Origin of the sequence: Neglectibacter sp. X4, assembly GCF_009917365.1 — a bacterium.
Classification (GTDB): Bacteria; Bacillota; Clostridia; order Oscillospirales; family Acutalibacteraceae; genus Acutalibacter.
This window is the reverse complement of the sequence record NZ_QWLE01000008.1, coordinates 1-24,952: the sequence shown is the minus strand read 5'-3', so window position 1 is coordinate 24,952 and position 24,952 is coordinate 1. Positions and strand designations below refer to the sequence as shown.

The window sequence follows — 24,952 nt, the reverse complement described above, 5'->3', positions numbered from 1 at the left end:
GAGTATGTGGATTTTTGAGCAGGTTTTTGGCAGAATCAAGTCAAAAATTCGCAGATGTACTTGCGTACCTCAAGAATTTTTGGCGAAGAAGATGGCAAAAAACCGCCCAAAAGACGCTTGCAAACGCTTATGTGAACACGCCCTAAGGGGTTATGCCTTCTGCCCGATGGCAATGGCCTTGCGGTTAAAATCCAGCATATTGGCCTTCTTGGGCGGGATGCACTTCTGGATGGCATGGTCCAGGGTTTCCTCTGTGCAGAAATGGTATTCGCCCCCGGCACAGCACACCTCCTGGAACAGCTTCCCGATGAGGATCATGTTGGAAAGGCCTTTCAGGCCGTTTTCCTCTGCCAGGGCGGAGGAGGGCACGTAGTATACGGTTACGTCGGTGCGCTCCACCTTCTTGTCAATGAGGGAGCTGTCAATGAGCACCGTGCCCCCCGGCTCCACTGTGTCGATAAACTTGTCCAGGGAGGGCAGGTTCATGGCCACCAGCACATTGGGGGCTGTCACCAGGGGAGAGCCGATAGGCTCGTCGGAAATGCAGACGCTGCAGTTTGCAGTGCCCCCCCGCATTTCCGGGCCATAGGAGGGCAGCCAGGAGATTTCCTTGTTCTCCAGCAGGCCGGCGTAAGCTGCTACTTTCCCAGCGAACAGCACACCCTGGCCGCCGAAGCCAGCAAAAACGATATTTAAATCTTTCATTTCTTTACGCCCCCCTCTATGTCCTTGTACACGCCCAGGGGATAGTAAGGCAGCATGTTGTCCTCCAGCCACTTTAAGGCTTCAATGGGGGACAGGCCCCAGTTGGTGGGGCAGGTGGAGAGCACTTCCACAATAGAATACCCCTTGCCCTCAAGCTGGTTCTGGAAGGCTTTCTTAATGGCTTTCCGGGCAATGTTCACGTTCTTCACGTTGTTCACTGTCACCCGCTGGGCCAGGGCCACGCCGTCCAGGGTGGACAGCATTTCGCACACCTTCACAGGATACCCGGCGGTGTTGGTGTCGCGGCCGTAAGGGGTGGTCTGGGTAACCTGCCCGGGCAGGGAGGTGGGGGCCATCTGCCCGCCGGTCATGCCGTAAATGGCGTTGTTGATAAAGATAACGGTGATGTTTTCTCCCCGGGTGGCGGCGTGTACTGTTTCGGCAGTGCCGATGGCGGCAAGGTCACCGTCGCCCTGGTAGGTGAAGATGACATTTTCAGGCTTGGCCCGTTTCAAGCCTGTGGCAACGGCCTGTGCCCTGCCGTGGGGAGCCTGCACCATGTCGCAGCTAAAATAATCGTAGCACATAACAGAGCAGCCCACAGAGGCCACGCCTACGGCTTTTCCCTCTGCGCCCAGCTCCTCCAAAGCCTGGGCCACCAGCCGGTGGACGATGCCATGGGTGCAGCCGGGGCAGTAGTGCATAGGCACGTCTGTCAGGACAGACGGCTTTTGGAATACGGTTTGCATATATTCAAAGCATCCTTTCTTGTTTTGTTTTAGGTTTCCGGCTGAAGCAGCGAACCACGCCAGCCGAAAGCAGCTCACTTAGAACCTGTATTCACAACCTGTAACCACCGTCTAAGCGGCCTTTTTGAAGCCACTCTATGTTAAATTTTCTTGCAAGGCGACAGCCTTGCTGCGAACATTTGCCTTGATTGGCTTCAAAAATCCCCGCTCATCCGGCAATTTCGATTATGAATACAGGTTCTTACAAAGTCAGCCAAAAATTCAAATAGGAATTCAAACATCTGGCAAGCCTCCAAAGCAGGTGCCTTGACAAAACAGGGGATTCTGCTATAATATATTACAGAAGGGCGCTGCTGCACGGCGGCTAGTCCCTTAACTGGCTAATGAATTGCTGGCCGTCCGGGGGCTATCCGGGCGGCTAGCACGCTTTTGGAGCAAAATACAAGATGATTGCGAAAGCAACCAGCAGGCATACTGCAAAACGCAGCAGCTTTACTCCCATAGCGCGCCACCTCCCTTCACGTTAAAATGAGAGAGATGCATCACCCCCTTCCGGGGTGACTAACCGCCTTTAATAGTATGTAGCAACGCCCGCCCCGCAAAGGGGGGGCGTTTTTATTATAGCATACTCTGTTTTTTTGTCAAATTTGTGTTACACCAGGGCTTTTATCTGCTCCAGCACCTCGGCGGGGGTGGGGATCATGCCGCCGGTGCGGCCATAGAAGCAGACGGGCTTCTGGCAGCCTATGGCAAGCTTCACATCGTCTACCATCTGGCCCATGCTCATCTCCACCACCAGGAAGTTCTTCACATGGGCCGCGGCGCGGTTTAAAGCGTCTGTGGGGAAGGGCCACAGGGTGACGGGCCGGATAAGCCCGGCCTTCAGGCCCATTTCCCGGGCCTTGTTCACAGCGCCCCGGGCCACGCGGGAGGAGGCGCCGTAAGCTACCACCACCACGTCCGCGTCATCAACCATGTATTCCTCCGCCCGCTGCTCGTTCTGCTTGATGGTTTCATACCGGGCAAAGCGCTCCTTTACCAGCTCCTCCAGCTTGTCGGGGGTCAGGTACAGGGAGTTTACAATGTTATGGGCACGCTTGCCCTCATGGCCGCAGGCGGCCCAGGGCTTCTCCGCCAGGGCCTTTTCCCCCTCTTCCGGCAGGGAGACAGGCTCCATCATCTGGCCCAGCATGCCGTCTGCCAGAATCATGGCGGGCATACGGTATTTGTCGGCTAAGTCAAAGGCGTCGGACACCAAGTCCACCATTTCCTGCACGGTGGAGGGGGCCAGCACCAGGATTTGGAAATCCCCATGGCCTGTGGCCTTGGTAGCCTGCCAGTAGTCCGCCTGGCTGGGCTGGATGCCTCCCAGGCCCGGGCCGCCACGCTGGACATTGATAATCAGGGCGGGCAGGTCGGAACCCGCCATATAGGAGATGCCCTCGCCCTTCAGGCTCACGCCAGGGGAGGAGGAGGAGGTCATGGCCCGCACGCCGGCGGCAGCAGCCCCCAGCACCATGTTCACAGCGGCAATTTCCGATTCAGCCTGTAAATATGTACCGCCTATTTTCGGCATACGCTTGGACATATAGGCCGCAAGCTCTGTCTGGGGGGTGATGGGGTAGCCGAAAAAGTGGCGGCACCCCGCCCGGATGGCGGCTTCAGCCAAGGCCTCGTTGCCTTTCATCAAAACCTTCATAGAGTATTCTTCCTTTCCCAATATGCTTTACTTTTCTACGGTGATAGCCGTGTCCGGGCACATGGTTGCGCAGGCGGCGCAGCCCACGCACTTTTCCGGCTCCATCAGCCTGGCGGGGTGGTAGCCCTTGCTGTTGAGCACATCTGTACACAGCGCGATGAGGTGCAGCGGGCAGGCGTTTACGCACATGGAACAGCCCTTGCACACCTTCTCGTCTACAAGTATCCTAGCCATATTCTTCCCTCCTTCTGTCTAAGACATTGGGACTCTGTCCCAAACCCTGCAACCCCTTTTAAAAAAGGGGTTGATCCTAAAATCACTTTTACATATTGTGTATTTGTTATATGGGTATAGTGCAGCGCTTATTCCCACGCGAAGGTCACGAGCCTTTTTATGGACTTGAAACCTTCCGGCACGCTGCCGCCCATGGCGGCGAAATCCGGCACAGTGGAAAAAAGCAGGGGCAGATGGGTCAGCGCCGCTGTTTTCTCTCCAAAGGGCAGGGCTTCCAGCACATCCTGCATCTGCGTTTCCGCCCCCAGGTGGGAGTTGTTCACAATCCCTCCGGCCTTCAGCCGGCAGGCACCTTCAATCTCTTTCAGCAGCGCTGCCGCTTCCTCCGGGGTCTGGGATAAGGCCCTGTAGCGGTTTATCACATACAGCATGGCATAGCCTGCCGCGGTAAGCCGCTGGTGCAGCCCGCCCAGGGCGGTAACCCCCGCGTCATCCCCGCCGGCGTCGATAAACACTTTTCCAGCATCCTCCTCAAAAATGGAGGAGATTTCCGGGGGCAGGGTAGGCGTATCCAGGGTGGTTCCGGCAAACACCGGGGCGATAAGCCGGACGCCGGAGCTGCTTAGCAGCCCTCTGTATTCAGAAGATCGGAAGTAGGGATTTACAATATCCAAATCCACCACGGTGACAGGCCCCCCCTGCTCCGCCGCCTCCAGGGCCAGGTTCAGGGCCAGATTGGTTTTGCCGCAGCCATAATGGCCGCAGATAATGGTGATGCGGTGCGTCAGGATGTCCATAGCGTCTCCTCCTTCTGCCTTGGGCGTATTATAGTAAACGCACTTGAAAACCGGTACATCCCGCTTTTCAAGCCAGGCGGCTCAGCCGCCTGGTTCAAAAGAGGCATTCTGCCTCTTTTGAACTGTGTTAACTATAAAATCATACCACAAAAAGCCCGGCGGTTCAACAGAAAATGCCGCTTTAAACGGCTAAATCACAGGGTTTTTCTGGAAATTCGGCAAACTGTATAATTCATTCAAAGAGCGTTCACAATTTACTTACGAAAACTTCAAATAATCGTGAATCCCCCTTCATAATTATGGGGTACAATACTGTCAGCATCAAGAAAGGAAGTGATACATGAAGGGAAGTCAAACAAAACGGTGAACCGGAAACATAAAATATCATCTCACTCTTTTTCAAATTTTTTCTAACTTACTGTCCCTTCTATCGGGCAAAGGCTTGGCAGCAGCCAGCCTGGCGCCAACGCCCGATAGATGCGGCAGACCAAAAATTCTCGCTCCTGCATTCTGTGTGCAGGGGCGTTTTTAATTGCCAAAATAAAAAGGGCTGTTTTTGCAAAAGGTAAATGCGGGGCGAAAACAAGCGGCTTGTTTTTGTTTTCAATTTTACCCCGGAAAGGAGCTTTGAAACCATGAAACCAATGAAAAAAGGGCTGGGAACCTTTTGCAGGGCGGTGCGGTTCTTTTCCCTCAGCGTAGGGCTTACAGCGGTGTGCATGCTGGGCACCCTGGGGCTTATGGGCCCGGGAGCGGCCCAAGCCCTGGAGGCCTCGGCTTTTAACGGGGAGCAAAGCTATGACAAGCCTGCGGCCCCGGCTGCGGCTGCGGCGGACAGCGGGGAGCTTTCCGTCATTCCCCTTGGCTCTGCCTTTGGCATTAAGCTTTTTACAGACGGGGTAATTGTGGCCTCCCTGTCAGACATCTACACGGAAAACGGAGTGTGCTGCCCGGCTGCTGAAGCGGGGCTGCTGCCTGGGGACTATCTGGTAGAGGCAGACGGTATGGAAATCCAGAGCAACGCCGCCCTGGCAAAGTATATCGGGGTAAGCGGCGGCAAGCCCATCCGCTTTCTGGTGAAGCGGGGGGAAGAACAGTTTGAAGCCACTGTGAACCCTGTATACGGCGAAGGGGCCTTTAAAACCGGCATCTGGGTGCGGGACAGCGCCGCCGGCGTGGGCACCCTCACCTTTTACGATCCCCAAAGCGGCATGTTCGCGGGCCTGGGCCACGGCATATGCGATATGGACGCGGGAGGCGTGATGGCCCTGAAAAGCGGCGAACCAGCCCCCATCACCCTCTGCGGGGTGACAAAAGGCCAGCCCCAAAGCCCGGGCCAGCTCCGGGGATATTTTTCTTCCGATGAGTCCTTAGGCAGGCTTCTTGCCAATAACGAAACCGGCGTATACGGCACTCTGGACACCCCGCCTGCAGGGACGGCCCTGGCTGTGCTGCCCCGGGAAGAGGTACAGGAGGGGGCGGTAAAGCTTCTCCTGAGCATCGACGAAAACGGCCCCAGGCTCTACGAGGCAAAAATTGAGGGGATCGCCAGCCGCGACCAGCCCACCAAAAACCTTGTGCTCCGGGTGACAGATCCCCGGCTCCTGGAAGCTACGGGAGGCATTGTGCAGGGAATGAGCGGCGCGCCTATCCTGCAGAACGGGAAACTTGCAGGGGCTGTAACACATGTGTTTACAGAGGATCCGGCTATGGGGTATGGGATTTTTGCCCAGACCATGGTGGAACAGGGCAGGGCCATTGCCAGCCAGTCTGTCCAGGAGCATGACGCAGCGTAAAAATACGGACAGGATATCCGGGCATTCGGAGGAGTGCCCGGATATCCTGCTGTTTTTAGCAAACTGGAAGAACTTTTTGTTTTTTGCAGGCTAATCTCTTGAATTTTGTCGAAAAAAGTAGTAAAGTATTTAAAAAGAAATGGTTTGATCCTTAAAAAAGACCTCAAAAGCTAATAAGCGCTTTATAAACATGAAAACATCTGGGAGGAATTACTGTGGAATACCGCTATGACATAGCCTTATCCTATGCTACAGAAAATAAAGATATCGCAGATATGGTATATCACTATTTGAAGGCCGAAAATATACATGCTTTTTTTGCCGAATCCCCAGAGGCGCAAACCGTGCTTAGCGGGCAAAACCAGCGCGAAATTTTCTATCGGATATTTGGGGTAGAGGCCGAGTATGCCGCCTTGTTTGTCACCAAAGATTACGTGGCGAAGAAGGTTCCTATGGAAGAGGCATCCATTGCTTTTAGCAAGCATCATGGAGACGGAAAGGTTATTCCTATTTATTTAGACGGCACGCCTCTGCCAGAAAAATTGTTCGATCCAAACAGCACGAATTATTTCTGTTCTAGCAATGGGGCTGAAATTGCTTCTCTTATAGCAAACCGCATAAAACTAGACAGGCAGTCTGTTCCAGTGCCTAAAACTGCAGCACCTCCCGCTTATTCAAAGAATACCATGAATATCCATGACAATACGGCTGGGGTTATATTATCTATTAACGAGCTTAATCTTGGAAAGAAGGATGATTAATGGATACGAGTATTCCCAACACAGGCGGCGGTACACAAGAAAGCGGGGCAGACCGTCCCCAGCAGCCTCCTGAGGCTTCAGCCAATGCACGCGAACCAAAAGCCGATGGCCAGCCCCCCGGTTTTCCTGACAGCCCGGAAAAACTGCAAGAAGCGAAACGTGCTTTCCAGAACTTAGACGCGTCAGGGAATGTTGCCGAAAGGCAAATTTTTATCAACACGCTTAATATGGGCAGCACCCCGCAATATAAAGAGAACCCGGATGTTCCCCAGGCAAAAAAAGCCGTGTCCTTTGCTTTGGAAACGCCAGAAGGCTGCGCAAGGTTTATAGAAGAATACCGCAATGGGGAATACTTGGCTTTAGCGGTTACGCTGGCTGTATTTGATGTAGTCACAATAAACGATCTGCCCAATATTGAGAATAACCTGATCCGTTTCCTGCCAGATGTGGAAGAAACGGATGACGAGGGCAAGAAAACAAATGAACACCGAAACAACCCATACCTTTCCCTGCAGTCCAAACTGACAGTGATAGGCGCCAAATCCTTTACCCGCGATGACGGCCAGAGCTGTGTGGGCTTTGGCGGGAGATCAAAACAGATATTGTCTAATATCTGGACGCAATTCCCTGCCTTGCGAAGCCCCATTATTTCCTGGCTGGTAGAGGTAAACCACATCCATAAATACCGGACAACCTTTGACCTCCAGCAAATTATAGGCGCTTTTTCCAAAATTATTTCATTAGATTTTGACGATGCAAAAAGAGAGGTGTTTCCCAAATTAGAATCCAATCCAGACAATATGTTCTTTTTGGGTATGCTAGTGTGCTTTTTGGTCAAAGACCCATACATGAAAGATAATGCCCATAGTTTATTGCTCAGGTGGGCATGGTCGAATAGCGGGTGGCTGTGGAAGTCGGCTTTGTTTTCCTATGCTGGGCTGGACATGCCGGAAAAATATACGGATTTGAAAACCCAATTGCAGGAAAGGCTGAGAGAGAAGATATATTTCTGTGACCATAAGGAAGCTTCCCTATTAGTTAAAATTTTCTCTTATTCCGCCCATGCCCGGCAGATGCTTTGTGAACTGTTACATACCCAGATGACTGCCAGGAATCTTCACAAAAGGGAGAAGGAATTGACAGCACAATTCTACCTGATGATGGTGACGAACAGTTATTACAGTGTGGAAAAGCTGTCGCCGGAGTTATATTTCGTCGCATGTGATACCCCCGCACAGCAGGGTTCTCTCTCCTCTGTAATTGCCCAGGTGTTGGCAAACTATCTCACTCGACAATGGCTTTTCACTGTTTTAAAACTATATCTGGAAGAAATTTCTGGCTATAAGGTTTCTGACCAGCTAATAAAGCATATAGCTGCCTATTTCATTAATTTAATACAGTCCGCTCCCCTGTACCGGAATGATGTGCTGGATATCTTAAAAGAATGTTCATGCAGCGCTTCAGCCCGCATCTTGAAACTGCTGCATAGATAACGGTTGCATACATGATTGGAGGAAATATTCTCATGACTGAATTTGAAAACGCCTTGATTTTAAAAGACGAACCCTATCAGACCGGTTTTTTCCCAAAGATTCCAAACTTCCGTAAAGAGGGTTCTGCGTTTATTCTGACTGGAGGGGTTAATGGTGACCTGCTGGTAACAGACCGGACAACTACAAAGGAATTGCGGCAGGGGCGGTACACCCGCCTGGTGGAGATATCCACCAGGCCTTACCTGCAGGAAGTTCATTTTCCCTCCCCAGGCAAGGAAGCGGCGTATTCTTTCTCTGTGTATATAAAGGCGGTTATCCAGGTAGAAAGGCCTCTCACATTCTACACAAACCGGAACCTGGATATAAGCGCTTATTTTGAAAACCTTTTCTCCATGGACGTCCGAAAGATTACGCGCAAATACAGTATTCTGGACTATGAAGGCATGGATGAGGAATTGACTGCCAAGCTTTCTGTTTACAACAATTTTGATGACTCTACGGGCTTTTCCTACAACATATCCATTGTGCTGGCAGAGCCGGACAAAAAGGCGGAAGTATACGTAGAAAGGAGCAGCAAACAGCAGTTAGATATGCAGCTAAAACGGAACGCACGGGATCTCACTGCGTCCCTGCCAACAGACCTGCCAGAGGCATTGAGAGTAGCTGTGGTCGAAGGGCGGATGACAGAAGAGGAAGCATACCAGAAGATCAAAGAATACAAAGATGACCAGTTCCGGACAGATCTCCAGCAGGCACAAGCTTTGCGCGACAGCGATATCCTGACAGATGCGGAAACCAAGGCGTATGCCCGGAGACGTATTGTTGGTACAAATCTTTTGACGGAGCAGACACCTGAAAATACATCTGAAAATGATGAGGATGGCAACCTGATAGATGCAATGTATAAAGAGGATGAATAAATGAATTTAAATGTATACATAGAAACCTTTTTATCCTGGTCTCTGGCAGGGCGTACAGCATGTGTCCTTTTTTTAATAGTCTTCCTGTTGGGACTCTTGGTGGAAAAGTATCTTTTGCGGTTACTGTCCTTTATTCCTTTTTTGTTAGACAAGCTCCTGCGGGGACTCTATATCCTCATAGAATTCCCTATCAATGTGCTCCACAAAAAACACGGCGGCATTTTTTACGACATGGAAAACGGGATCGTGCATGCGACTGAAAAAATAGACGCTGGCCTGACCCGTTGGCACACACGCTGGCTCCACGCAAAGACCTCCGTGCTTCTGGTTTCGGCCCTGTATCTGGCCGCTGTGCTTTTTGTTGGTGTCATACCTTCTTTGGCGGGATCTATGGACGCTCCTATTGCAAAAGGCGGAAAGCTGTACCTTCAATTAGAATCTAAGCTCGTGGAGCAGGCTGAGGCGCATGGCTGGTACACCGCCCCAGAGAGAATCATCCAGAACAGTGTTTTCATGAAAACCAACCGTACTTATATTTTGAAAAAGGGTCAGTTGGAAAAGCTGGATTCCGCCCCTTTATTTCAGGATGGGCGTCCGTACTTGCCTGTTCGGGATACTTTTTCTGCCTTTGGCGGGACTTTGGACTGGGACTCTGAAAGCCAGCAGGCAGTAATCTATTTGGGCGGGAATGAGATAAGGCTGTCCGAAGAATCCGCCGAAGTATCTATCAACGGTGAGAAAGCAACGCTGCTAAGCGGCCTTCCCACCATCACAGCAGATACCAAAATGTACATAGACGCCCAGGCATTCTCGGCGCTGCTGGGACTCCATTTCTATTGGCGTCCTGCACACAATATCCTGTTGATTAGCTCCAGCATCGACCATAACTTCGGCCCCCTTACCATCCAGGCGGTAGACGAAAGGCTGTCCCCCTATTCTAAAGGTACAGAAATTGTTCCTGGCCTGTGATAGACGTATGCCTCGCAAAGGCTCCCGGCTTTGGGGAGCCTTCCCTTTTTGTTAAATAATAATCCTGTTCCTTTCCGGACACGCCCCACGTCATATTGTTGCTTGACTTTCCAAGTGCAAAAGCCTATAATAACAGTGAGTACATTATAAGGAGGTTTTGGCTATGGACATGATGAACAGCATCGCTTCTGCCAGCATGAGCATGAGCGCTGCGATGTTTCAGCAGAATTATGCCATTGCTGTCACCAAAAAGATGATGGATACCGAAGAGCTGGCTCTGCAGGAGCTGCAGGAAATGTTGCCCCCTCCCAGCCCCTATAATTTCGATATCCGCGTCTGAGTTTGTACTGTACAAAAGCCCGCCGCCTTTTTCTTAAGGCTGGCGGGCTTTTCTATAGCAGATCCAATGCACGTCCGCTAGAGATAGAGAATAATGTCTGGATTGGCGGCTATATTCTTCTGCTGGGGGTTACCATAGGAGAAAACGGCCTGAAAGGCCTTTCCAACATGATCCTTATCGGGAAGCTGTTCCAGGAGGTGTGCTGTGCCGGGGGCGACTACCATTTCTGCACAGAGGAAACCCTGAACCATGCCATCCAGAAGTGCATCCCGCCCAAGAAGGCCAATATGCTGGACTTTAACCGCAAGGCTATTGCTATCGGGCAGAAGGCATAACCCCTTAGGGCGTGTTCACATAAGCGCTTGCAAGCGTCTTTTTGGCGGTTTTTTGCCATCTTCTTCGCCAAAAATTCTTGAGGTACGCAAGTACATCTGCGAATTTTTGACTTGATTCTGCCAAAAACCTGCTCAAAAATCCACATACTCATCTTATGTGAACACGCCCTAAAACCGCAAAAAAGCAGGAGAGCCGGGAAAATCCGGGCTTTCCTGCTTTCTGTTTTCACTGTTAATTAGGTTAAACCCCCAGCACGTCCCGCAGGTAGATGCGGGAAACCTCTGCGGAGTGGAAGTTGCACACCTCGGGCCTGTCCAGCTCCACGCAGAGCACCCCGTCAAAGCCGGCTTCCTCCAGGGCAGCCTTTACAGCGGGGAAATCCACTGTGCCATGGCCCAGCGCCCGGAAAGAGGCCATCTTCTCCCGGCCCTCCGCTTTGCTGAGGGCATAGGTGTCCACGTCCTTCAAGTGCATAAAGGCAATCCTGTCCCCATACTGCCGGATAAGCGCCGCCGGGTTTATGCCCGCCAGTGTGGTGTGGGCGGTATCCAGGCAGAAGGACACATACTCCGGCTTTGTGTGGGCGGCAAAATAGTCGATGTCGCTTTGAGAGAACACGCAGGTGCCAAAATGGGGATGGAAGCACACGGTCACGCCTTTTCCTTTGGCATATTCTCCCAGGCGGTTGGCAATTTCACAAATTTTGTCCAGCATTTCCGGGTTGGTGGGCCGCTCATATGGCTCCTCCCCAAAGCCGCCATGCTGGCAGTTATACCACTTGCCGCCAATGGCGGAAAGGAAATCCACCTGCTCCATGGCAATGCGCAGGGATTCCTCCACGTCCAGGGTGAAGTGCCCGTACAGGTTCACCAGCTCCACCCCGCAGCGCTTTGCCATGTCCACCAGCTCCTGGGGATTCTCCGCGAAAAAGTCCCGGATAAAGGCGAAATTCTCCACGGTGTCGTATCCTAAAAATTTACATTCCTTAAAGCTTTGCTCCAACTGCTTTTTGGCTTCCTCCGGCTCCCTGGAGGCAATCCAGGTCCAGCCTGTATATGCTGCTTTCATACTTTATAACTCCTTTTTATTCAATTCGTTTTTTCGCCCGCCTTTTTTGAAAAAAGGCGGCAAGTCCTTCGAGAGGTTTCCGTTCAGCATCTCACTGCCGCTGCGGCACAATCTCAATCCAATAGCCGTCCGGATCCTGGATGAAATAAATGCCCATCTCTGTGTTGTCAAAGCAGATGCAGCCCATCTCCTGATGGCGGGCGTAGAACGCCTCATACTCGTCGGTGACAAAGGCCAGATGATACTCCAAATCCCCCAAATCATAAGGGGTTTCCCTGTCCCGCAGCCAGGTCAGCTCCAGCTTGAAATCATTTTCCTCGTTCTTTAAAAACATAATTTTGAAAGCGCCGTCCGGGGCTTCGATTTCCCGCACAGGGTTCAGGCCCAGGGCTTTTTTGTAAAAAGCCAGGCTCCGCTCCAGATCAAGCACATTGAAATTAAAATGGTCAAAGCGAATCATGCCGCCTCCTCCTTCCGAGATAATTTCCAAGGTGTGTTCGCACAAGCAGAACATACAGATTTTCGAGGGGGCTTCGCATGGTTCCCAATACGGAAAGCCCCGGATTTCGGCAAAAACAGTGTTTGCGGTTTTTCAAACAACCCCTAGTCCAAAATGCCGTGCATGGGGTTTAACTCCATAGGCGCTGTGCGGGTATATTTTGTCTCCATGGGCAGATAGGCCCGGTTCTCGCAGGACTTGCTGAAGCTGGTCATCACCTCCAGCACATGGCGCTGCTGCTGGTAGTTTGCCCGGTGATCCCGCCCGGTGCGCAGGGCCTTGCACATATCCGCAAGCCCCAGGCCCCGGCTGTTTTCCGGATAGTCATAGAGCAGGGGCATTTCCTTCCAGCCAGCATAGAAATCCGGCACCCCATGGCGCATCAGGCCCGGATCGGTTTTGGGGGCCGCCGCCGCGTCCTCGGGCCGCAGCAGGAGCACAGGCCCGCCAAAGGTGTTGGGATCCGGCACCATCAGGCTGCCCTTGGTGCCATACACCTCAAACCGGGCCTGGGCGGTGTAATGCACGTCAAAGGTGGTGAACACCTGGGCAATGGCCCCGCTTGAAAACTCCAGGTTCCCGGAAAGCCATGTGTCCACGTCCACCTGGATGGTTTCTCCCCGGTGAGGCTCTGAGGTGATAAGCCGCTGGGGGAAGGTTTTCTTCGTCATCCCCATTACGCCCTTCACTTCCCCCAGAAGCTGTACCAGGGCAGTGATGTAATACGGCCCCATGTCCAGCATAGGCCCGCCGCCCCGCTTGTAGTAAAATTCCGGATCCGGGTGCCAGGTTTCGTGCCCATGGCACACCATGGCGCAGGAGGCCCCCACCACATCGCCTATCATGCCGCTGTCAATGAGATGCCGGGCGGTTTGGATGCCCGCGCCCATGAAGGTGTCCGGCGCGCCGCCGATTTGCAGCCCCTTCTCCTCTGCCAGGGAGATAAGCTGGTTTGCCTCCTCCATGTCCACCCCCAGGGGCTTCTCGCTGTACACATGCTTGCCGTGGAGGAGGGCCTGCTTTGTCACCTCAAAGTGCTCATAGGGCCGGGTGAGGTTTAAAACCACCTCCACCTCCGGATCGTTAAAGGCCTCGAACATGTCCTTGTAGATTTTCGGATCCCGCACCTGCGCGCCCTTCTCTATCTCCTCCCTCACATAGGCCGCGCCCTTCTCAGCCCTTTCAGGGATTAAGTCGCACACACCCACCAGGTCTACCTCCCGGAAGGTGCGGGTGATATTCTGCAGATAGATGCCGCTGATAGCGCCCACGCCTATCATGGCAACTCTTACTAGCTTTTGTTCCATGGAAACCATCCTTTCTTTAGGAAATGCCCGCCCCGGGAAGCTTTGTACAGCCTCCAGAATGGAGACATTTCCCCTTTGCGGTTGTATGTAAAACCGGGAAACCACACGCCAGCCTTACATGCTTGTCTCTATTATAGCGCCTTTTGCCTGAAATTTCCAGCCGTAGGAACGGCTTTGTGTAAATTTTCTCTGAATAGGTTCTGCTGTATAAGTTGATTTTCCAGTTAGGGCTTTAAAGTGAAAGGGCCAGCGGCCTTTTCGCAAGGTCAACCGCATGGTTGGATATGGAATAAATATTTGTTCCATATGTAAGCGTAAAATAGATTTGAACCTACGCAAGAAAGGAAGAAGGCGGTATAATGAAGGAGGAATGAAGAAAATCAGAGGATATAAGGAATGGAAACAGAGCACAAATGCCAGTGGTGCAGACAAGAGTTTGAGCCAACGTGCCACAAAAACCGCCAGAAGTTCTGCAGCGCAGAGTGCCGGATACTAGCCACGTGTCACGTCACGTTGGTGCGGCCTGACACCTGCGTATTGTCCTTAACCTGCTGCCCGTAAGCGGGCTATTCTTTAGAAGTTTCCCATCGTCTGCTGTTCTCCGGCCCTATCCTCGTCCATCTGGTGCTGGATATACTCCTGTATCTTTTTCGCATTTTTCCCCGCCATGTCTACGTAATAGCCACGGCACTAGAACTCCCGGTACTTGTACTTTAGCTCCAGATACTTCTCATAGATCATTAAGCTGCTCTTCCCCTTCAAGTACCCCATAAAGCCCGATACCGATACCTTCGGCGGTATCTCCAACAGCATATGTACGTGATCCGGGCACACCTCCGCTTCTACAATCTTTATCTTCTTCCACTCGCAGAGCGTTCTCAATATTCTTCCTACCTCTGCCCTCTTTTCCTTGTAGAATACTTTCCTGCGGTACTTTGGAGCAAATACTATATGATTGTTTCCTATTAGGAACGCTGTAAATACAAGGCTTTTCGGAGCCTACGAACCACAAAAAATAATATTTGATCTATCACATTACACAAAAAGCCGTCCGGCGTTCAAATCGGGCGGCTTTTTTGCGTGGATAGACCGGAAGGAGGCAGAAAAATAATCACAGAAATTTAACCCGCAAAATTGTGCAACTTTCACGAAAAGGAGGATAGTGAATGGCAGATGAAAAATTGAACACAGGCCCCGGTGAGGAGAAGCTCCCGGAGGCTCCGGCACCCGAACAGACCGCCGCTCCCACACCCCAGCAGGAGGGGCCTGCCCAGCCCGAGCCCGGTGATGTGGTGGTGTCCTTTGACAAAATCAATGAGCTGATGAACGAAAAGCGGCAGACAGCCCAGGCCGAGGTAGAAAAAGAGGAGGCGGCAAAAGAGCCGGAGGAGAAAACGCAGGAGGAACCTCCTGCCGCTGGGGATGGCGAACCGAAAAAGGCCCGTCGGGGCCGTCCTCCAAAAGAGGAAAAAGCGGAGCCTGCTGGCAAGGAGGCGGCGAAGCCCCGCAAGGGCCGCCCACCCAAGGCGGATAAGGCGGCCCCCGGCGAGGCCACGCCGACTAAGCGAGACAAATTGTCCCGAAGTGGGAAAAAGGCTGCGGAGGTTAAAGCTGCCCCGGAACCCGAAAAGGCCCCACCCGAAAATGCGGCTCCGGCCCCGGAACAGTCTCCGCCTGAGCCAGCCGCTCCGCCCCGTCCTGTGGAGGAAGGAAAGCTGGTCTATCTGAAGCTTTCCGAAATGCATCCATTCCACACATTCCGCCCCCATCCGTTTAAGGTGCGGGACGACGCCAAAATGCAGGAAACGGTAGCGTCCATCAAGGCAAACGGCGTAATGGTTCCTGGTCTTGCCCGCCCGGAAAAGGATGGCAACGGTTATGAGATCGTGGCGGGCCATCGCCGCCATCATGGTTGTGAGCTGGCCGGGCTGGAGGAAATGCCCTTTATCGTCCGGGAAATGACTGACCACGAGGCGGTACAGGCCATGAAGGACAGCAACAAGCAGAGGGATCAGACGCTCCCCAGCGAACTTGCCGCCCTGCTGGAGCTGGAAGTGGAGGACATCAAGCACCAGGGCGGGCGGCTGAAAAATGTGGCCGAGGGCGATATTGGAAAACGCTCCGTTGAGATCGTGGGCGAGGCGCACGATATGAACTATAAAAAGGTCATGCGTTATCTGCGTCTGAACTCCCTTGTGCCGGAACTGCTGGACAAGGTGGACGATAAAAAAATGGGCTTTATGCCCGCTGTGGAGATTTCCTATATCCGCCCCAAAAACCAGCGGCTGATCGCTGTTTCCATTGACGGAGAACAGGCGTCCCCCTCTCTGGCCCAGGCGAAAAAGCTCCGGGAGCTGGACAAGGATGGAAAACTCAACGGTGATGTCATTGATGGCATCTTATCAGAAAAGAAAAAGGAGGATCGAGGTGTGATTATTTCTACCGCTGAACTGGAAAAGTATTTTGGCAAGGAGGCCACTCCCGCCAAAATGAAGGAGCAGATCATGACTTTGCTGGACGAGTGGAAAGAGAAACAGCCGCCCGAACTGGCGAAGGCTCCGAAAAAGATGGAGCAGGACAAGTAACCACTTCGAGACATTTTGTCCCGAGGGCCCTGCCCTCCGCATCATGGCTCTGGTGGTATATATCCCCCATATCGAACATTGTAACCAACTGATAAAAAGTATTAAAACTCGGGTGCTGGCCGTCATTCTCGTGGTACATAATGGTACGGGGAGCCCGGTCAACAATATAGGCCAGTTGCTCCTGTGTCATCCCGCTGGCCTCCCGAGCCCGCTTGATGGCAAGCCCTATATCGTGAAAATCAAATCGTCGTTCATCTCGTTCTATCTTCATAACATCACCTAATGTAATTTTACATTTCAGGTGTTATTATTTGAACGATTGTATATTTCATACTACCGACTATTTAATTTCGTGTGTATGGTTGAGATGACTGTTGACCACCATCTTCTCAAAAACGGTCAACGGGCTTATAATAAATAACAAATTACTATGAGAATTATGTTCTTAGCCAAAATATCACTTTCGATAAAATTGATTATTCTATCTTTAGGGATGACATTGACTTAAAAATGATGTATACGGAGATATTTTATGCCATAGACGGGTATATGCTAAGTAAGTTTCGAGTTGGACAGATGATATGGGATGAAATGGAAAACGAAATAGGCATACTAATTAACTTTTGGAAAAAGGCATATACAGAGAGGTAAATTATGCAACATAAAACCTTAACGGTTCAGGATGGAACTGTCCACTACTGGATCGAGAAAAAAGAAAACCCCTTACATTGTATTGTATTTACACACGGTGTAACAGCAGACCATACCATGTTCGAGCGACAAGTTAATTTTTTTGAGAAAAACTACACTGTTATTCTTTGGGATGTTCCTTTACATGGCTTATCAAGACCTTTTAGAAACTTTTCTTATAGTAATACTGCAGAAGTGTTACACAATATTTTGCAAGAAGAAAAAATTGAAAAAGCTGTTTTAATAGGAATGTCTATGGGAGGTTATCCAAGTCAACACTTTGCTGCTTTGTATCCAGAAATGGTAGATGGCTTTGTTGCATTAGACACTACGCCTCTTGGAATCAAATATTATTCTAAATCTGATATATGGTGGCTAAAGCGTGTTGCTACAATCGCAAAACTTTTTCCGGAAAAAGCGCTTAAACAGAGTATGGCATGGTCAGTTTCAGAAACACGGTATTCATATCAAAAGATGATTGATATGCTAACTCCTCTTACAAAAAATGAAATCGCTGAACAGATGAGAGTGGCATATGAATATTTTCTTTATGAGAACAAAGATGTGACTTTTTCTTTTCCTGTCCTAATACTTGTTGGGGATAAGGATCAAACAGGAAAGGTGAAAAACTATTGTAAAAAATGGTCTAAGGACACGGGCTATCCTCTTCATTATATAAAAAAAGCAAAACATTTATCAAATTGCGACAACCCTGAACAAGTAAATGCTGAAATAGAAATGTTTATTACACGTAATATTTATAAAATGGACTTTTAATAGCAGACTTTACATTTAATGAATTGCTTGATGTATATTTTCGACATATGTTCATAAATGCCCGCCCAACGGCATATAAAAAACCGTTGTTTCGGCGGCTGGGTATTCATGCGCCAAAACAAAATACAGTAGCCTTGCGGCGGTTTTGAAATAATAAATTTCAAGCCGCCGTTTTCTTTTCAAAAAATGAGAATACGGGGGGGTGTTAAAGTCGCCCTTTTTTAAGGATACGGCGGTGTCCGGGAGGTATCGCCGTGTCCTTTTTCTTTTTCTGCCCCCCTAACCTGTCAAAAAAAGCCCACCCGCTCAGCAGGAGCAGTCCGGCGGTAAACGCGAAATTTGGCAGTACATAAACGAATATATAATTTCATGCGCTTGCGTGGCCTTGTGTCGCGCAGGCGCATTTTGTTTGTCCGACTTCTGGACACTTTGTCCAGAGGTACGGGGCGGCTCTCCAGGGTGCCGTTCCCCACCAGCCCCCGTTTCGGTCACTCGTTCACCCAACACCGAAACGGAGGTTTATAATGACTACCATCAATCTGAAAGATTTTTATTACTGGTACATCCAGGATCAGTTTATCGAGGTTTCCGAGGAAGTGGCCGAGGTGCTCCGGGCCAGCGTCCGCTATGAAGCGGCCTACCAGCGGCGGCTCACCCGGCACAAGGCGCAATATTCCCTGGACTGTGAGGACGGGATCGAATACTCCGCCTGCCTGCACGAGCCCACTCCCCAGGAAGTCCTGGAGCTCAAGGAGCGGTTTGTCCAGCTCTGGAACGCACTCAACTCCCTGCCGGAGATCCAGGGCCGCCGGATCGATGCTCACATCATTCTTGGCAAAAGCATCAAAGAAATTGCCGAGGCCGAGGGTGTGCATGAGGAGTCTGTCCGCCAGTCTATCAAGCGGGGCTTGGAACGCATGAAAAAAACTTTTTGATTTTTGCTGTTCCCTCACTTGGAATTGATGCAAAAATGTCTTGGTTAGTAGAGAGGGAAATATAAACCTCTCCGCAACGGAACGGCGGCGGCCCTGAGCATAGCGCGGGGAGCCGGGCGGCGGGTGCGCGGTGACTTCTCTCCACGGAAAACGAGCGACAAACACCAGCACCGCAGGTGGGCCGGGCCACAACCCACGGCCACGATCCGCCATTGGACAGGCTGGCCGCCTGTCCCTCCGGGTCGCCGTTCCTCTGTTGCGTGGGGATGCCGCGCTGAGTATGGTTGTCTTTGGACAGGTCAAGGAAACGGGCGCGGCACTCCCTAAATTATCAAGAAAGAGGGGAACGCTCTATGAATTACGATACATGACACTTTACTGGTGGTATGCGTTTTTGCTTCCGGGAGCAATCGCAATTTTGTGTTCTTTGTCACACAGAAAAGAAGAAAGCGCCGGGAAATACTATTCGGTATTTTCTATGCCCGTGAACCTTTCAAAATTTGAATTTGCTAAGGGCATTATCTTAGTCGAAAAACTGCTTGTTTCAGCGATATTTTTAGCATTGCTTATTTCTATCAGTAATATCATTGCTCCGGCAACGGCAGTATATTCTCTTTTACACAGCATTGCAGGAAGTATCGGGATTATCCTTGCGTCTGTCTGGCAAATCCCTTTGTGCCTGTACTTAGCGCGCAAAACGGGAATGTTTGTGCCGATTGTGTTAAATACAATACTTGGAATTGTTCTATCTACTGCTACCGCATTGGGAAATACAATAGCATGGTGGTTTGTACCGTATTGTTGGGCGGCAAAACTTGCAAAGTCACTTATGGGAATTGAAATAAACGGAACTTATGCGGGAAATTGTGGATTTTCTATAGCCATTATGATTTCCATTGCGTTGTCAATACTCTTGTTCCTTATTTTGTCCTATGCCGACGCAAAGGATTTTTCCAAAGGGAGGTAGGTGGAAATGGGTTTTATTTATGCGGTTCGTTCTGAACAGGTAAAAACGAAGCATACACCGTTTTGGGCTATCCATTTTTGTATACCTGCTATCGGGGCATTGTTATTTCTTGCTTACTATTCCCAGTATGGCAGCACAGCAGATAGTAAAAAGCTCAAAATGATATTAGAAATTACGACAACGTTTTTTCCACTGTTGATAAGCGTTATTGTCGGTCTGAATGTTGCACTGGAAGAAAAGGCTTCACACTTCCAAACGCTGCTTGCTGTGCCGAACCGACACAAAAATATGCTTGCAAAATTAACTTATCTTTATGGTTCTGGGGTATTTGCATTGTTCTTTCTGTGCCTGCTATTTGTGGTAGGCATACATCTTTTGGGAATGGCTGATACAGTGCAGCTTGGAATGCTAATCGGAGCCGCCGCCGGGATGGCATTTTGTAATTTGATAATATATATCTTGCACCTGTTCCTTAGCTTCAAATTTGGATTAGGGTTATCCCTGTTTTGGGGCGTATTTGAAAGTCTGCAATGTATCTTGTATAGCAATATCGAACTGAAAGGCATAGCAAGGTATATTCCCTTTTCATGGTCTATGAATTGGGTAAAGGATATTTTGGGCCGACAAATTTTCAACTATGGAACGGAAAAAATATGGATTGCAGCATTAACAACAGGCGGCTTGTTGCTGACCTTATTATGGTTTTCTCATTGGGAAGGACGGAAAAATTATGAATAAAAACGAAAAAATGTTTATCGTCGTGCTGTTTGTTTTTGTTGTATGCTTTTCTCTTGCGGGCTGCTCTTTACAGGAAAAAATCAAAGAATATTCCAGTGATAAAGAGCAATGCTATTTGAACGCAGAGAATGTGACGCAATTTTCCTTTAAGGGAAACGACTACACGATTTTGGAGGATACCGTTTCTAATGGTGGGCTTGGGGAATGGACTGGATATATCCGGCAGCTTGTAGCGGTAGACGAAACAGGAAAAGTATTGCTTCAAGAAAACATAGAAACCACTACCTTTCGGACGTTGGCAGATTTAGCGGATAAAGCCCCGGAAGCTGCTTATATTATCCCATTCTTGAATGTGTACGCAGCCCCCAACGCTGACGATTGTCTGATTGTAGATGTAAACGGAGGGTATCACAAAGCTGTTGGAAAAGAAAATATCAAAGACACAGATACGGTCTTTGACTTCAAGGACACAGAGCAGTCTATGAGTGGAAAGTTTGAAATCAATCCCGAAAATGCAACGCAGCTCCTTTGTGACGGGATTATTTATCAAGTAACCTCTGATACCGTATCAAATGATGAATTAGGAAACTGGATTGATATTCTTGCGGAAAGCGTTACATTCGATACAGAAACGAAACGCCCTTTGTCCAAAGAAGATTTGAACAAGATTGACTGGGACGGAAAAAACGCCGGACAGGGGCGGGAACAATGGTTTTACGCAGATGTTTACGAGATTTACGGTACGGATAAGACAGAAGCGGTTGCGGTAAAAATAAATAACCGCTACTATATTGCAGAGCAGAAATGACCGCTTTTCTGCCCTTGCGGATTGTGCTATAATACGAAAAGAGCAACGAAAGGAGGCGACACTATGGCAGCAATCCTTATGGTTGATGATGAACGGACTATTTTAGAGCTTGTGAAAAATGGGCTGCAAAAAGACGGACATTTCATTACTGCCTATACGTCTGCCGCACAGGTTCCGCTTGATAAGCTGAACAGATACGATTTGATTATACTGGATATCATGATGCCGGATATGGACGGATTTTCTTATTGCAATAAAATCCGTTCATTGGTGGACTGCCCTATTCTCTTTTTGACAGCTAAGACAATGGAAAATGATATTACATTCGGGCTTGGCCTGGGAGCAGACGACTATTTGACAAAACCATTCCGCATTGCGGAGCTACGGGCAAGGGTAAGTGCCCACTTGCGCCGAGAACACAGGGAACGACATACAGCCCTTACCTTTGAACGGATAAAAATTGATTTGTCCGCAAAGGAGCTACGGGTAGATAATATACCTGTTCCCCTAACCAAAAGTGAATATCTGATTTGTGAATACCTTGCAAGAAATAAAGGACAGGTATTTTCAAAAGAACAGATTTATGAAGCTGTTTTCAGCTTGGAGGGCGACAGCGATAATTCTACTATTTCCACTCATATCAAAAATATCCGGGCGAAATTAAGCAAATTGGATATTCAGCCGATAGCGACAGTTTGGGGGATAGGGTACAAATGGGAATAAAAAAGCCAACATCATTGAAAGCGTCTTTTTGGAAATTTTTATGTATGCTGCTGATTGGGCTAATGGTTTCGCTAACTATTCCATTTAGTCTTATCCTTGCCGGAACCAGAATGGGCTTTATTACTTATGCGGATTATTCAGAACGCAGCGCAAAAAATCTTGTTCCCATTATTGCCGCAACGCCGGATTTAACAGATGTACAGCTTCCTATGGGGTGCAAATACCTCGTACTGGATAAGAATTATCAAATGCGGGAAACGTCTTTAGAGGGCGAAGATTTAGACAGGGCTATGGAGTATGCCCTATCTGGAAAGATAAACGAAAACCTCAACAAGCAGTATCTATTCGTTACCCGCGAAAATGAATATGTGGTGCTTCAATATTACATTGGCTCCCAGTTTATAAATGAATGGTTCTATAATCATTTTCCCTCACCGGAAATTCTGCTATATATCCTCATGGGGATAAACTGTATCGCGGTCTGCGTGATATTAACAGCGGAGTTTGCAAAAAATATGAGGGCGCAGCTCTCCCCCCTTTTTGAAGCAACAGAAAAAGTGGCAGAACAAAATCTTGATTTTGAGGTGGGACACTCAAAAATCAAAGAATTTGAAGATGTGTTATGTTCTTTCTCTGATATGAAAAATAATTTGAAATCATCTTTAGAGAAACAATGGAGTGCGGAATAATTACAAAAGGAGCAGATAGCGGCACTTGCCCACGATTTGAAAACGCCTTTAACTGTCATTCAAGGAAATATCGACTTGATAAGCGAAACAGAGCTTGACGACGAACAGCGGTTATATGCCGGGTATATTATAGAAAGTTCCGAGCAGATGGGCGTTTATATTAGGACGCTGATTGATATATCCCGGACAGTAGCCGGGTATCATCTCAATTTGGAAGAATTTGATATAGCTGATTATATGGAACAGATTGAAGCGCAGGCAAATTCATTATGCCTTACAAAAGAAATTTGTTTACACATAGAAATAGGGGAAAATTTAAGAACTTTCAAAGCGGATAAATTACTACTGGAACGGGCAATTATGAATGTGATAGGCAATGCGTTAGATTATTCTCCACCAAAAGGGACAGTCTATGTAGAGGTGCAAAAGCCGGACGACTTTTTACAAATCTCTATAATAGATGAGGGAAGCGGCTTCACGCCGGAAGCCCTACATCATGCACAGGAACAATTCTTCATGGGGAATAAGAGCCGAACCTCAAATATGCACTTCGGTATGGGACTATATATTACAAGCAGCATTATTAAGCAGCATAACGGACAGCTCATATTAAAAAATTCTGATAAGACAAAGGGCGCACAGGTCATTATAAAAATTCCATATTAGAAATTTGGTGGGCGGTACTGTGGTATCGCTCATTATTTTTCAAATCTTTATGAAATCCACAAAATTAGCGTTTAGCATATAGGCAAAGAATAGAAATACAATCTGCCGCACGACGGCAAAAGAAAAAAAGCCGTCGTACAGCAGAGGTATTTTCACACGCCATTTTTGACGCGGCGGCTTTTTGAGAAATCAAAGCCGCCGTTTCTTTTTATCTTCTCAAGAAATGACGCGGTTTCACTATTAATAGCGGCGGCTAAAGGAGGTAGCCGCCATGAAGCACATACCGTATCGACAAAATCCGACGGTCATTGACACATCAAAAAAAGCCCGACCACCGCCGGGGAAAACTACGTCTATCAATATGAACTATCTAATCATCTAAATACTGCTTACAATACCTATGCGCCTGTCCGGGCTTTTCGGACAGGCGCATTTTGCTGCTCAAAAAATTTTTTGAAGAAATTTCAAAAAATCTTCGGCGTTTTTGAAAAACGCCGTATTGCCCCGCGAAAAGGGGGAAGCACCACCAACTTTCCAACGAGAAAGGAGGTGAGAACATGGAACCTAATCGCAGAGAATTTCAAAAGCAATGTGCCTTTCAAAGTTTCTGTAAACGGGTGCTGCACAATGAAGCGTGCAACGCCCACGACGAAATCCGGCGACGCAGGAAACGGGAAGTATCTTTTTGTGACCTTGCCTTGCATGAGGAACGGCAGCTTTACACCGTTGACAAGTATTTTCAAGACGAAGAAGCCGAGCCGCGTTATCAAATGGCAGGAAAAGAGATAACCCCGAAACTGCTGCTTGAAGCAATCCGCACTTTGCCGGAAGAAAAGCGCAAAGCCATATTGCTGTATTACTTCGAGGGAATGAACGATACCGAGATTGCGGAGCTGTTCAATACGTCGAGAAGCACGATACAGTACAGGCGGACAAAGCAGGCAAGAAACCTGCAAGCGGCAAAAAAGGAACTGAAAAAAGAAAAGTCTGACTTAAAGGCCACCCTACGCCTGACCCCGGACGCGAAACTGAGCAGCCGGGACAAACGGCGGCTTGCGGCATCGGTCAGCAAGGCAAAGCGGGACGGCAGGCTCCCCAAGACCGCCCAGCAGACCATCCCCTACCAGGAAATGTGCCGGGACGGTATCTGCATCATTGGCGACCGCTATTTCACCAGGCAAATCCAGTTTTACGATGTGAACTACCAGCTTGCACAGAACGAGGACAAGAACCTGATTTTTGAGAACTACTGCGATTTCCTCAACTATTTTGACAGCTCCATCAAAGTCCAGCTTTCTTTCCTCAACCAGCGGGCCGATATGGAGGAATACCAGAAGTCCATCCATATCCCGGAGCAGGCCGACGATTTCAACGGCATCCGGCGGGAATATTCGGGGATGCTCAAAGGCCAGCTTGCCAGGGGGAACAACGGCCTGACAAAGACCAAGTACATCACCTTTGGCATTGAAGCGGACAGCCTGAAAGAAGCAAAGCCCCGCCTGGAACGCATTGAAGCGGATGTGCTGGCGAATTTCAAGGTGCTGGGCGTCCGCGCCCACTCGTTAGACGGCTATGAGCGTCTGGCAATCCTGCACCGGATGTTTCACCCGGCGGATAACCAGAAATTTAAGGTTGGCTCACTGCTGTGAATGGATTGCAGACGGTTTTTGGCTATCAGATTTTTCAGCCGCTCATCAGAAG

24 protein-coding genes and 4 pseudogenes are annotated in these 24,952 nt (G+C 49.3%); 18 read left to right on the top strand and 10 right to left on the bottom strand.

Annotated elements, in window-relative coordinates:
• Positions 1-150: 150 nt before the first annotated feature.
• The 5 genes from D1841_RS05735 to D1841_RS05715 form a co-directional block, all read right to left on the bottom strand.
• Positions 151-705, bottom strand: coding sequence for a 2-oxoacid:acceptor oxidoreductase family protein (locus D1841_RS05735; RefSeq protein ID WP_160642229.1), 555 nt, complete (start codon positions 703-705; stop codon positions 151-153).
• Positions 702-1,454, bottom strand: a complete 753-nt coding sequence (locus tag D1841_RS05730) for a thiamine pyrophosphate-dependent enzyme (RefSeq protein ID WP_160642228.1) — start codon at positions 1,452-1,454, stop codon at positions 702-704. Before D1841_RS05730 ends, D1841_RS05735 begins: the two co-directional genes overlap by 4 nt.
• 652 nt (positions 1,455-2,106) lie before the next feature.
• Positions 2,107-3,153, bottom strand: coding sequence for a 3-methyl-2-oxobutanoate dehydrogenase subunit VorB (locus D1841_RS05725; protein WP_160642227.1), 1,047 nt, complete (start codon positions 3,151-3,153; stop codon positions 2,107-2,109).
• A 27-nt stretch (positions 3,154-3,180) separates the two neighbouring features.
• Entirely contained in the window at positions 3,181-3,387 is a 207-nt protein-coding gene (locus tag D1841_RS05720; RefSeq protein ID WP_160642226.1) for a 4Fe-4S binding protein, read from the bottom strand.
• 128 nt (positions 3,388-3,515) lie between these two features.
• Entirely contained in the window at positions 3,516-4,184 is a 669-nt protein-coding gene (locus D1841_RS05715) for a ParA family protein (RefSeq protein ID WP_160642225.1), read from the bottom strand.
• A gap of 635 nt (positions 4,185-4,819) precedes the next feature.
• Between D1841_RS05715 and D1841_RS05710 the strand changes: the two genes are divergently transcribed.
• The 7 genes from D1841_RS05710 (at position 4,820) to D1841_RS19010 (ending at position 10,798) form a co-directional block, all read left to right on the top strand.
• Complete coding sequence (locus tag D1841_RS05710; protein ID WP_160642224.1) at positions 4,820-5,980, top strand: SpoIVB peptidase S55 domain-containing protein; 1,161 nt, start codon at positions 4,820-4,822, stop codon at positions 5,978-5,980.
• 215 nt (positions 5,981-6,195) lie between these two features.
• The gene (locus D1841_RS05705) at positions 6,196-6,741 is read left to right on the top strand and encodes a toll/interleukin-1 receptor domain-containing protein (RefSeq protein ID WP_160642223.1); all 546 of its coding nucleotides are present in this window, start codon (positions 6,196-6,198) and stop codon (positions 6,739-6,741) included.
• On the top strand, positions 6,741-8,234 hold the full coding sequence (locus D1841_RS05700; RefSeq protein ID WP_160642222.1) for a hypothetical protein: 1,494 nt from the start codon (positions 6,741-6,743) through the stop codon (positions 8,232-8,234). Before D1841_RS05705 ends, D1841_RS05700 begins: the two co-directional genes overlap by 1 nt.
• Positions 8,235-8,266: 32 nt before the next feature.
• Positions 8,267-9,154 carry a hypothetical protein gene (locus D1841_RS05695; protein ID WP_160642221.1) on the top strand — a complete coding sequence of 296 codons (888 nt, stop codon included), beginning with the start codon at positions 8,267-8,269 and terminating at the stop codon, positions 9,152-9,154.
• Between the two features lie 246 nt (positions 9,155-9,400).
• A complete protein-coding gene (locus D1841_RS19750) occupies positions 9,401-10,123 on the top strand; it encodes a copper amine oxidase N-terminal domain-containing protein (protein WP_207710187.1) in 723 nt (240 codons plus the stop codon).
• Between the two features lie 163 nt (positions 10,124-10,286).
• Positions 10,287-10,463 (top strand): putative motility protein, encoded by a 177-nt coding sequence (locus D1841_RS05685; RefSeq protein ID WP_160642219.1) that lies wholly within the window; start codon positions 10,287-10,289, stop codon positions 10,461-10,463.
• A 2-nt stretch (positions 10,464-10,465) separates the two neighbouring features.
• Positions 10,466-10,798 carry a hypothetical protein gene (locus D1841_RS19010; RefSeq protein ID WP_237076199.1) on the top strand — a complete coding sequence of 111 codons (333 nt, stop codon included), beginning with the start codon at positions 10,466-10,468 and terminating at the stop codon, positions 10,796-10,798.
• A 241-nt stretch (positions 10,799-11,039) separates the two neighbouring features.
• On the opposite strand, the gene D1841_RS05675 is transcribed toward D1841_RS19010, so the two are convergent.
• The 4 genes and pseudogenes from D1841_RS05675 to tnpA all read right to left on the bottom strand — a co-directional run bounded on the left by D1841_RS05675 (position 11,040) and on the right by tnpA (position 14,639).
• Positions 11,040-11,867 carry a sugar phosphate isomerase/epimerase gene (locus D1841_RS05675; protein WP_160642217.1) on the bottom strand — a complete coding sequence of 276 codons (828 nt, stop codon included), beginning with the start codon at positions 11,865-11,867 and terminating at the stop codon, positions 11,040-11,042.
• A gap of 91 nt (positions 11,868-11,958) precedes the next feature.
• Complete coding sequence (locus tag D1841_RS05670) at positions 11,959-12,327, bottom strand: VOC family protein (RefSeq protein ID WP_160642216.1); 369 nt, start codon at positions 12,325-12,327, stop codon at positions 11,959-11,961.
• Between the two features lie 143 nt (positions 12,328-12,470).
• Positions 12,471-13,673, bottom strand: coding sequence for a Gfo/Idh/MocA family protein (locus D1841_RS05665; RefSeq protein ID WP_160642215.1), 1,203 nt, complete (start codon positions 13,671-13,673; stop codon positions 12,471-12,473).
• 573 nt (positions 13,674-14,246) lie between these two features.
• Positions 14,247-14,639, bottom strand: a pseudogene (tnpA, locus tag D1841_RS05660) (IS200/IS605 family transposase).
• Between the two features lie 200 nt (positions 14,640-14,839).
• Here tnpA and D1841_RS05655 point away from each other — a divergent pair.
• Positions 14,840-16,258: a ParB/RepB/Spo0J family partition protein gene (locus D1841_RS05655; protein WP_160642214.1), complete on the top strand. Its 1,419-nt coding sequence runs from the start codon at positions 14,840-14,842 to the stop codon at positions 16,256-16,258.
• Positions 16,259-16,325: 67 nt separating this feature from the next.
• Here the strand turns inward: D1841_RS05655 and D1841_RS19005 are convergent.
• Positions 16,326-16,529 (bottom strand): annotated as a pseudogene (locus tag D1841_RS19005) (helix-turn-helix transcriptional regulator); the annotation flags it as partial.
• Positions 16,530-16,912: 383 nt separating this feature from the next.
• Between D1841_RS19005 and D1841_RS05645 the strand changes: the two are divergent.
• The 10 genes and pseudogenes from D1841_RS05645 to D1841_RS05610 form a co-directional block, all read left to right on the top strand.
• Positions 16,913-17,725: an alpha/beta fold hydrolase gene (locus D1841_RS05645; protein ID WP_160642213.1), complete on the top strand. Its 813-nt coding sequence runs from the start codon at positions 16,913-16,915 to the stop codon at positions 17,723-17,725.
• A 524-nt stretch (positions 17,726-18,249) separates the two neighbouring features.
• Positions 18,250-18,660, top strand: coding sequence for an RNA polymerase sigma factor (locus D1841_RS05640; protein WP_160642212.1), 411 nt, complete (start codon positions 18,250-18,252; stop codon positions 18,658-18,660).
• Positions 18,661-18,940: 280 nt separating this feature from the next.
• On the top strand, positions 18,941-19,627 hold the full coding sequence (locus D1841_RS05635) for a lantibiotic immunity ABC transporter MutE/EpiE family permease subunit (protein ID WP_237076198.1): 687 nt from the start codon (positions 18,941-18,943) through the stop codon (positions 19,625-19,627).
• Positions 19,628-19,633: 6 nt separating this feature from the next.
• Positions 19,634-20,365 (top strand): ABC transporter permease, encoded by a 732-nt coding sequence (locus D1841_RS05630; RefSeq protein ID WP_120439135.1) that lies wholly within the window; start codon positions 19,634-19,636, stop codon positions 20,363-20,365.
• Positions 20,358-21,173 (top strand): NisI/SpaI family lantibiotic immunity lipoprotein, encoded by an 816-nt coding sequence (locus tag D1841_RS05625; RefSeq protein ID WP_160642211.1) that lies wholly within the window; start codon positions 20,358-20,360, stop codon positions 21,171-21,173. Before D1841_RS05630 ends, D1841_RS05625 begins: the two co-directional genes overlap by 8 nt.
• Before the next feature lie 63 nt (positions 21,174-21,236).
• Positions 21,237-21,896: a response regulator transcription factor gene (locus D1841_RS05620; RefSeq protein WP_160642210.1), complete on the top strand. Its 660-nt coding sequence runs from the start codon at positions 21,237-21,239 to the stop codon at positions 21,894-21,896.
• The gene (locus D1841_RS19000; protein ID WP_237076197.1) at positions 21,887-22,585 is read left to right on the top strand and encodes a hypothetical protein; all 699 of its coding nucleotides are present in this window, start codon (positions 21,887-21,889) and stop codon (positions 22,583-22,585) included. The genes D1841_RS05620 and D1841_RS19000 overlap by 10 nt, the downstream gene beginning before the upstream one ends.
• A gap of 15 nt (positions 22,586-22,600) precedes the next feature.
• Positions 22,601-23,251, top strand: a complete 651-nt coding sequence (locus tag D1841_RS18995) for a HAMP domain-containing sensor histidine kinase (RefSeq protein ID WP_347563952.1) — start codon at positions 22,601-22,603, stop codon at positions 23,249-23,251.
• Between the two features lie 557 nt (positions 23,252-23,808).
• Positions 23,809-24,222: pseudogene (locus D1841_RS18990) on the top strand (RNA polymerase sigma factor); the annotation flags it as partial.
• Positions 24,202-24,882, top strand: a pseudogene (locus D1841_RS05610) (VirB4-like conjugal transfer ATPase); the annotation flags it as partial. The pseudogenes D1841_RS18990 and D1841_RS05610, both read left to right, overlap by 21 nt.
• Positions 24,883-24,952 lie beyond the last annotated feature (70 nt).

What these genes read in the sequence shown, in the direction of transcription:
- D1841_RS05700 (WP_160642222.1), top strand. Translation starts at nt 6,741, where the DNA reads ATGGATACGAGTATTCCCAACACAGGCGGCGGTACACAAGAAAGCGGG.
- D1841_RS05725 (WP_160642227.1), bottom strand. Translation starts at nt 3,153, where the DNA reads ATGAAGGTTTTGATGAAAGGCAACGAGGCCTTGGCTGAAGCCGCCATC.
- D1841_RS05675 (WP_160642217.1), bottom strand. Translation starts at nt 11,867, where the DNA reads ATGAAAGCAGCATATACAGGCTGGACCTGGATTGCCTCCAGGGAGCCG.
- D1841_RS19000 (WP_237076197.1), top strand. Translation starts at nt 21,887, where the DNA reads ATGGGAATAAAAAAGCCAACATCATTGAAAGCGTCTTTTTGGAAATTT.
- D1841_RS05720 (WP_160642226.1), bottom strand. Translation starts at nt 3,387, where the DNA reads ATGGCTAGGATACTTGTAGACGAGAAGGTGTGCAAGGGCTGTTCCATG.
- D1841_RS05670 (WP_160642216.1), bottom strand. Translation starts at nt 12,327, where the DNA reads ATGATTCGCTTTGACCATTTTAATTTCAATGTGCTTGATCTGGAGCGG.
- D1841_RS05630 (WP_120439135.1), top strand. Translation starts at nt 19,634, where the DNA reads ATGGGTTTTATTTATGCGGTTCGTTCTGAACAGGTAAAAACGAAGCAT.
- D1841_RS05640 (WP_160642212.1), top strand. Translation starts at nt 18,250, where the DNA reads ATGACTACCATCAATCTGAAAGATTTTTATTACTGGTACATCCAGGAT.
- D1841_RS05685 (WP_160642219.1), top strand. Translation starts at nt 10,287, where the DNA reads ATGGACATGATGAACAGCATCGCTTCTGCCAGCATGAGCATGAGCGCT.
- D1841_RS05625 (WP_160642211.1), top strand. Translation starts at nt 20,358, where the DNA reads ATGAATAAAAACGAAAAAATGTTTATCGTCGTGCTGTTTGTTTTTGTT.
- D1841_RS05665 (WP_160642215.1), bottom strand. Translation starts at nt 13,673, where the DNA reads ATGGAACAAAAGCTAGTAAGAGTTGCCATGATAGGCGTGGGCGCTATC.
- D1841_RS05635 (WP_237076198.1), top strand. Translation starts at nt 18,941, where the DNA reads ATGGTTGTCTTTGGACAGGTCAAGGAAACGGGCGCGGCACTCCCTAAA.
- D1841_RS05715 (WP_160642225.1), bottom strand. Translation starts at nt 4,184, where the DNA reads ATGGACATCCTGACGCACCGCATCACCATTATCTGCGGCCATTATGGC.
- D1841_RS05655 (WP_160642214.1), top strand. Translation starts at nt 14,840, where the DNA reads ATGGCAGATGAAAAATTGAACACAGGCCCCGGTGAGGAGAAGCTCCCG.
- D1841_RS05620 (WP_160642210.1), top strand. Translation starts at nt 21,237, where the DNA reads ATGGCAGCAATCCTTATGGTTGATGATGAACGGACTATTTTAGAGCTT.
- D1841_RS05645 (WP_160642213.1), top strand. Translation starts at nt 16,913, where the DNA reads ATGCAACATAAAACCTTAACGGTTCAGGATGGAACTGTCCACTACTGG.
- D1841_RS05695 (WP_160642221.1), top strand. Translation starts at nt 8,267, where the DNA reads ATGACTGAATTTGAAAACGCCTTGATTTTAAAAGACGAACCCTATCAG.
- D1841_RS05735 (WP_160642229.1), bottom strand. Translation starts at nt 705, where the DNA reads ATGAAAGATTTAAATATCGTTTTTGCTGGCTTCGGCGGCCAGGGTGTG.
- D1841_RS05730 (WP_160642228.1), bottom strand. Translation starts at nt 1,454, where the DNA reads ATGCAAACCGTATTCCAAAAGCCGTCTGTCCTGACAGACGTGCCTATG.
- D1841_RS05710 (WP_160642224.1), top strand. Translation starts at nt 4,820, where the DNA reads ATGAAACCAATGAAAAAAGGGCTGGGAACCTTTTGCAGGGCGGTGCGG.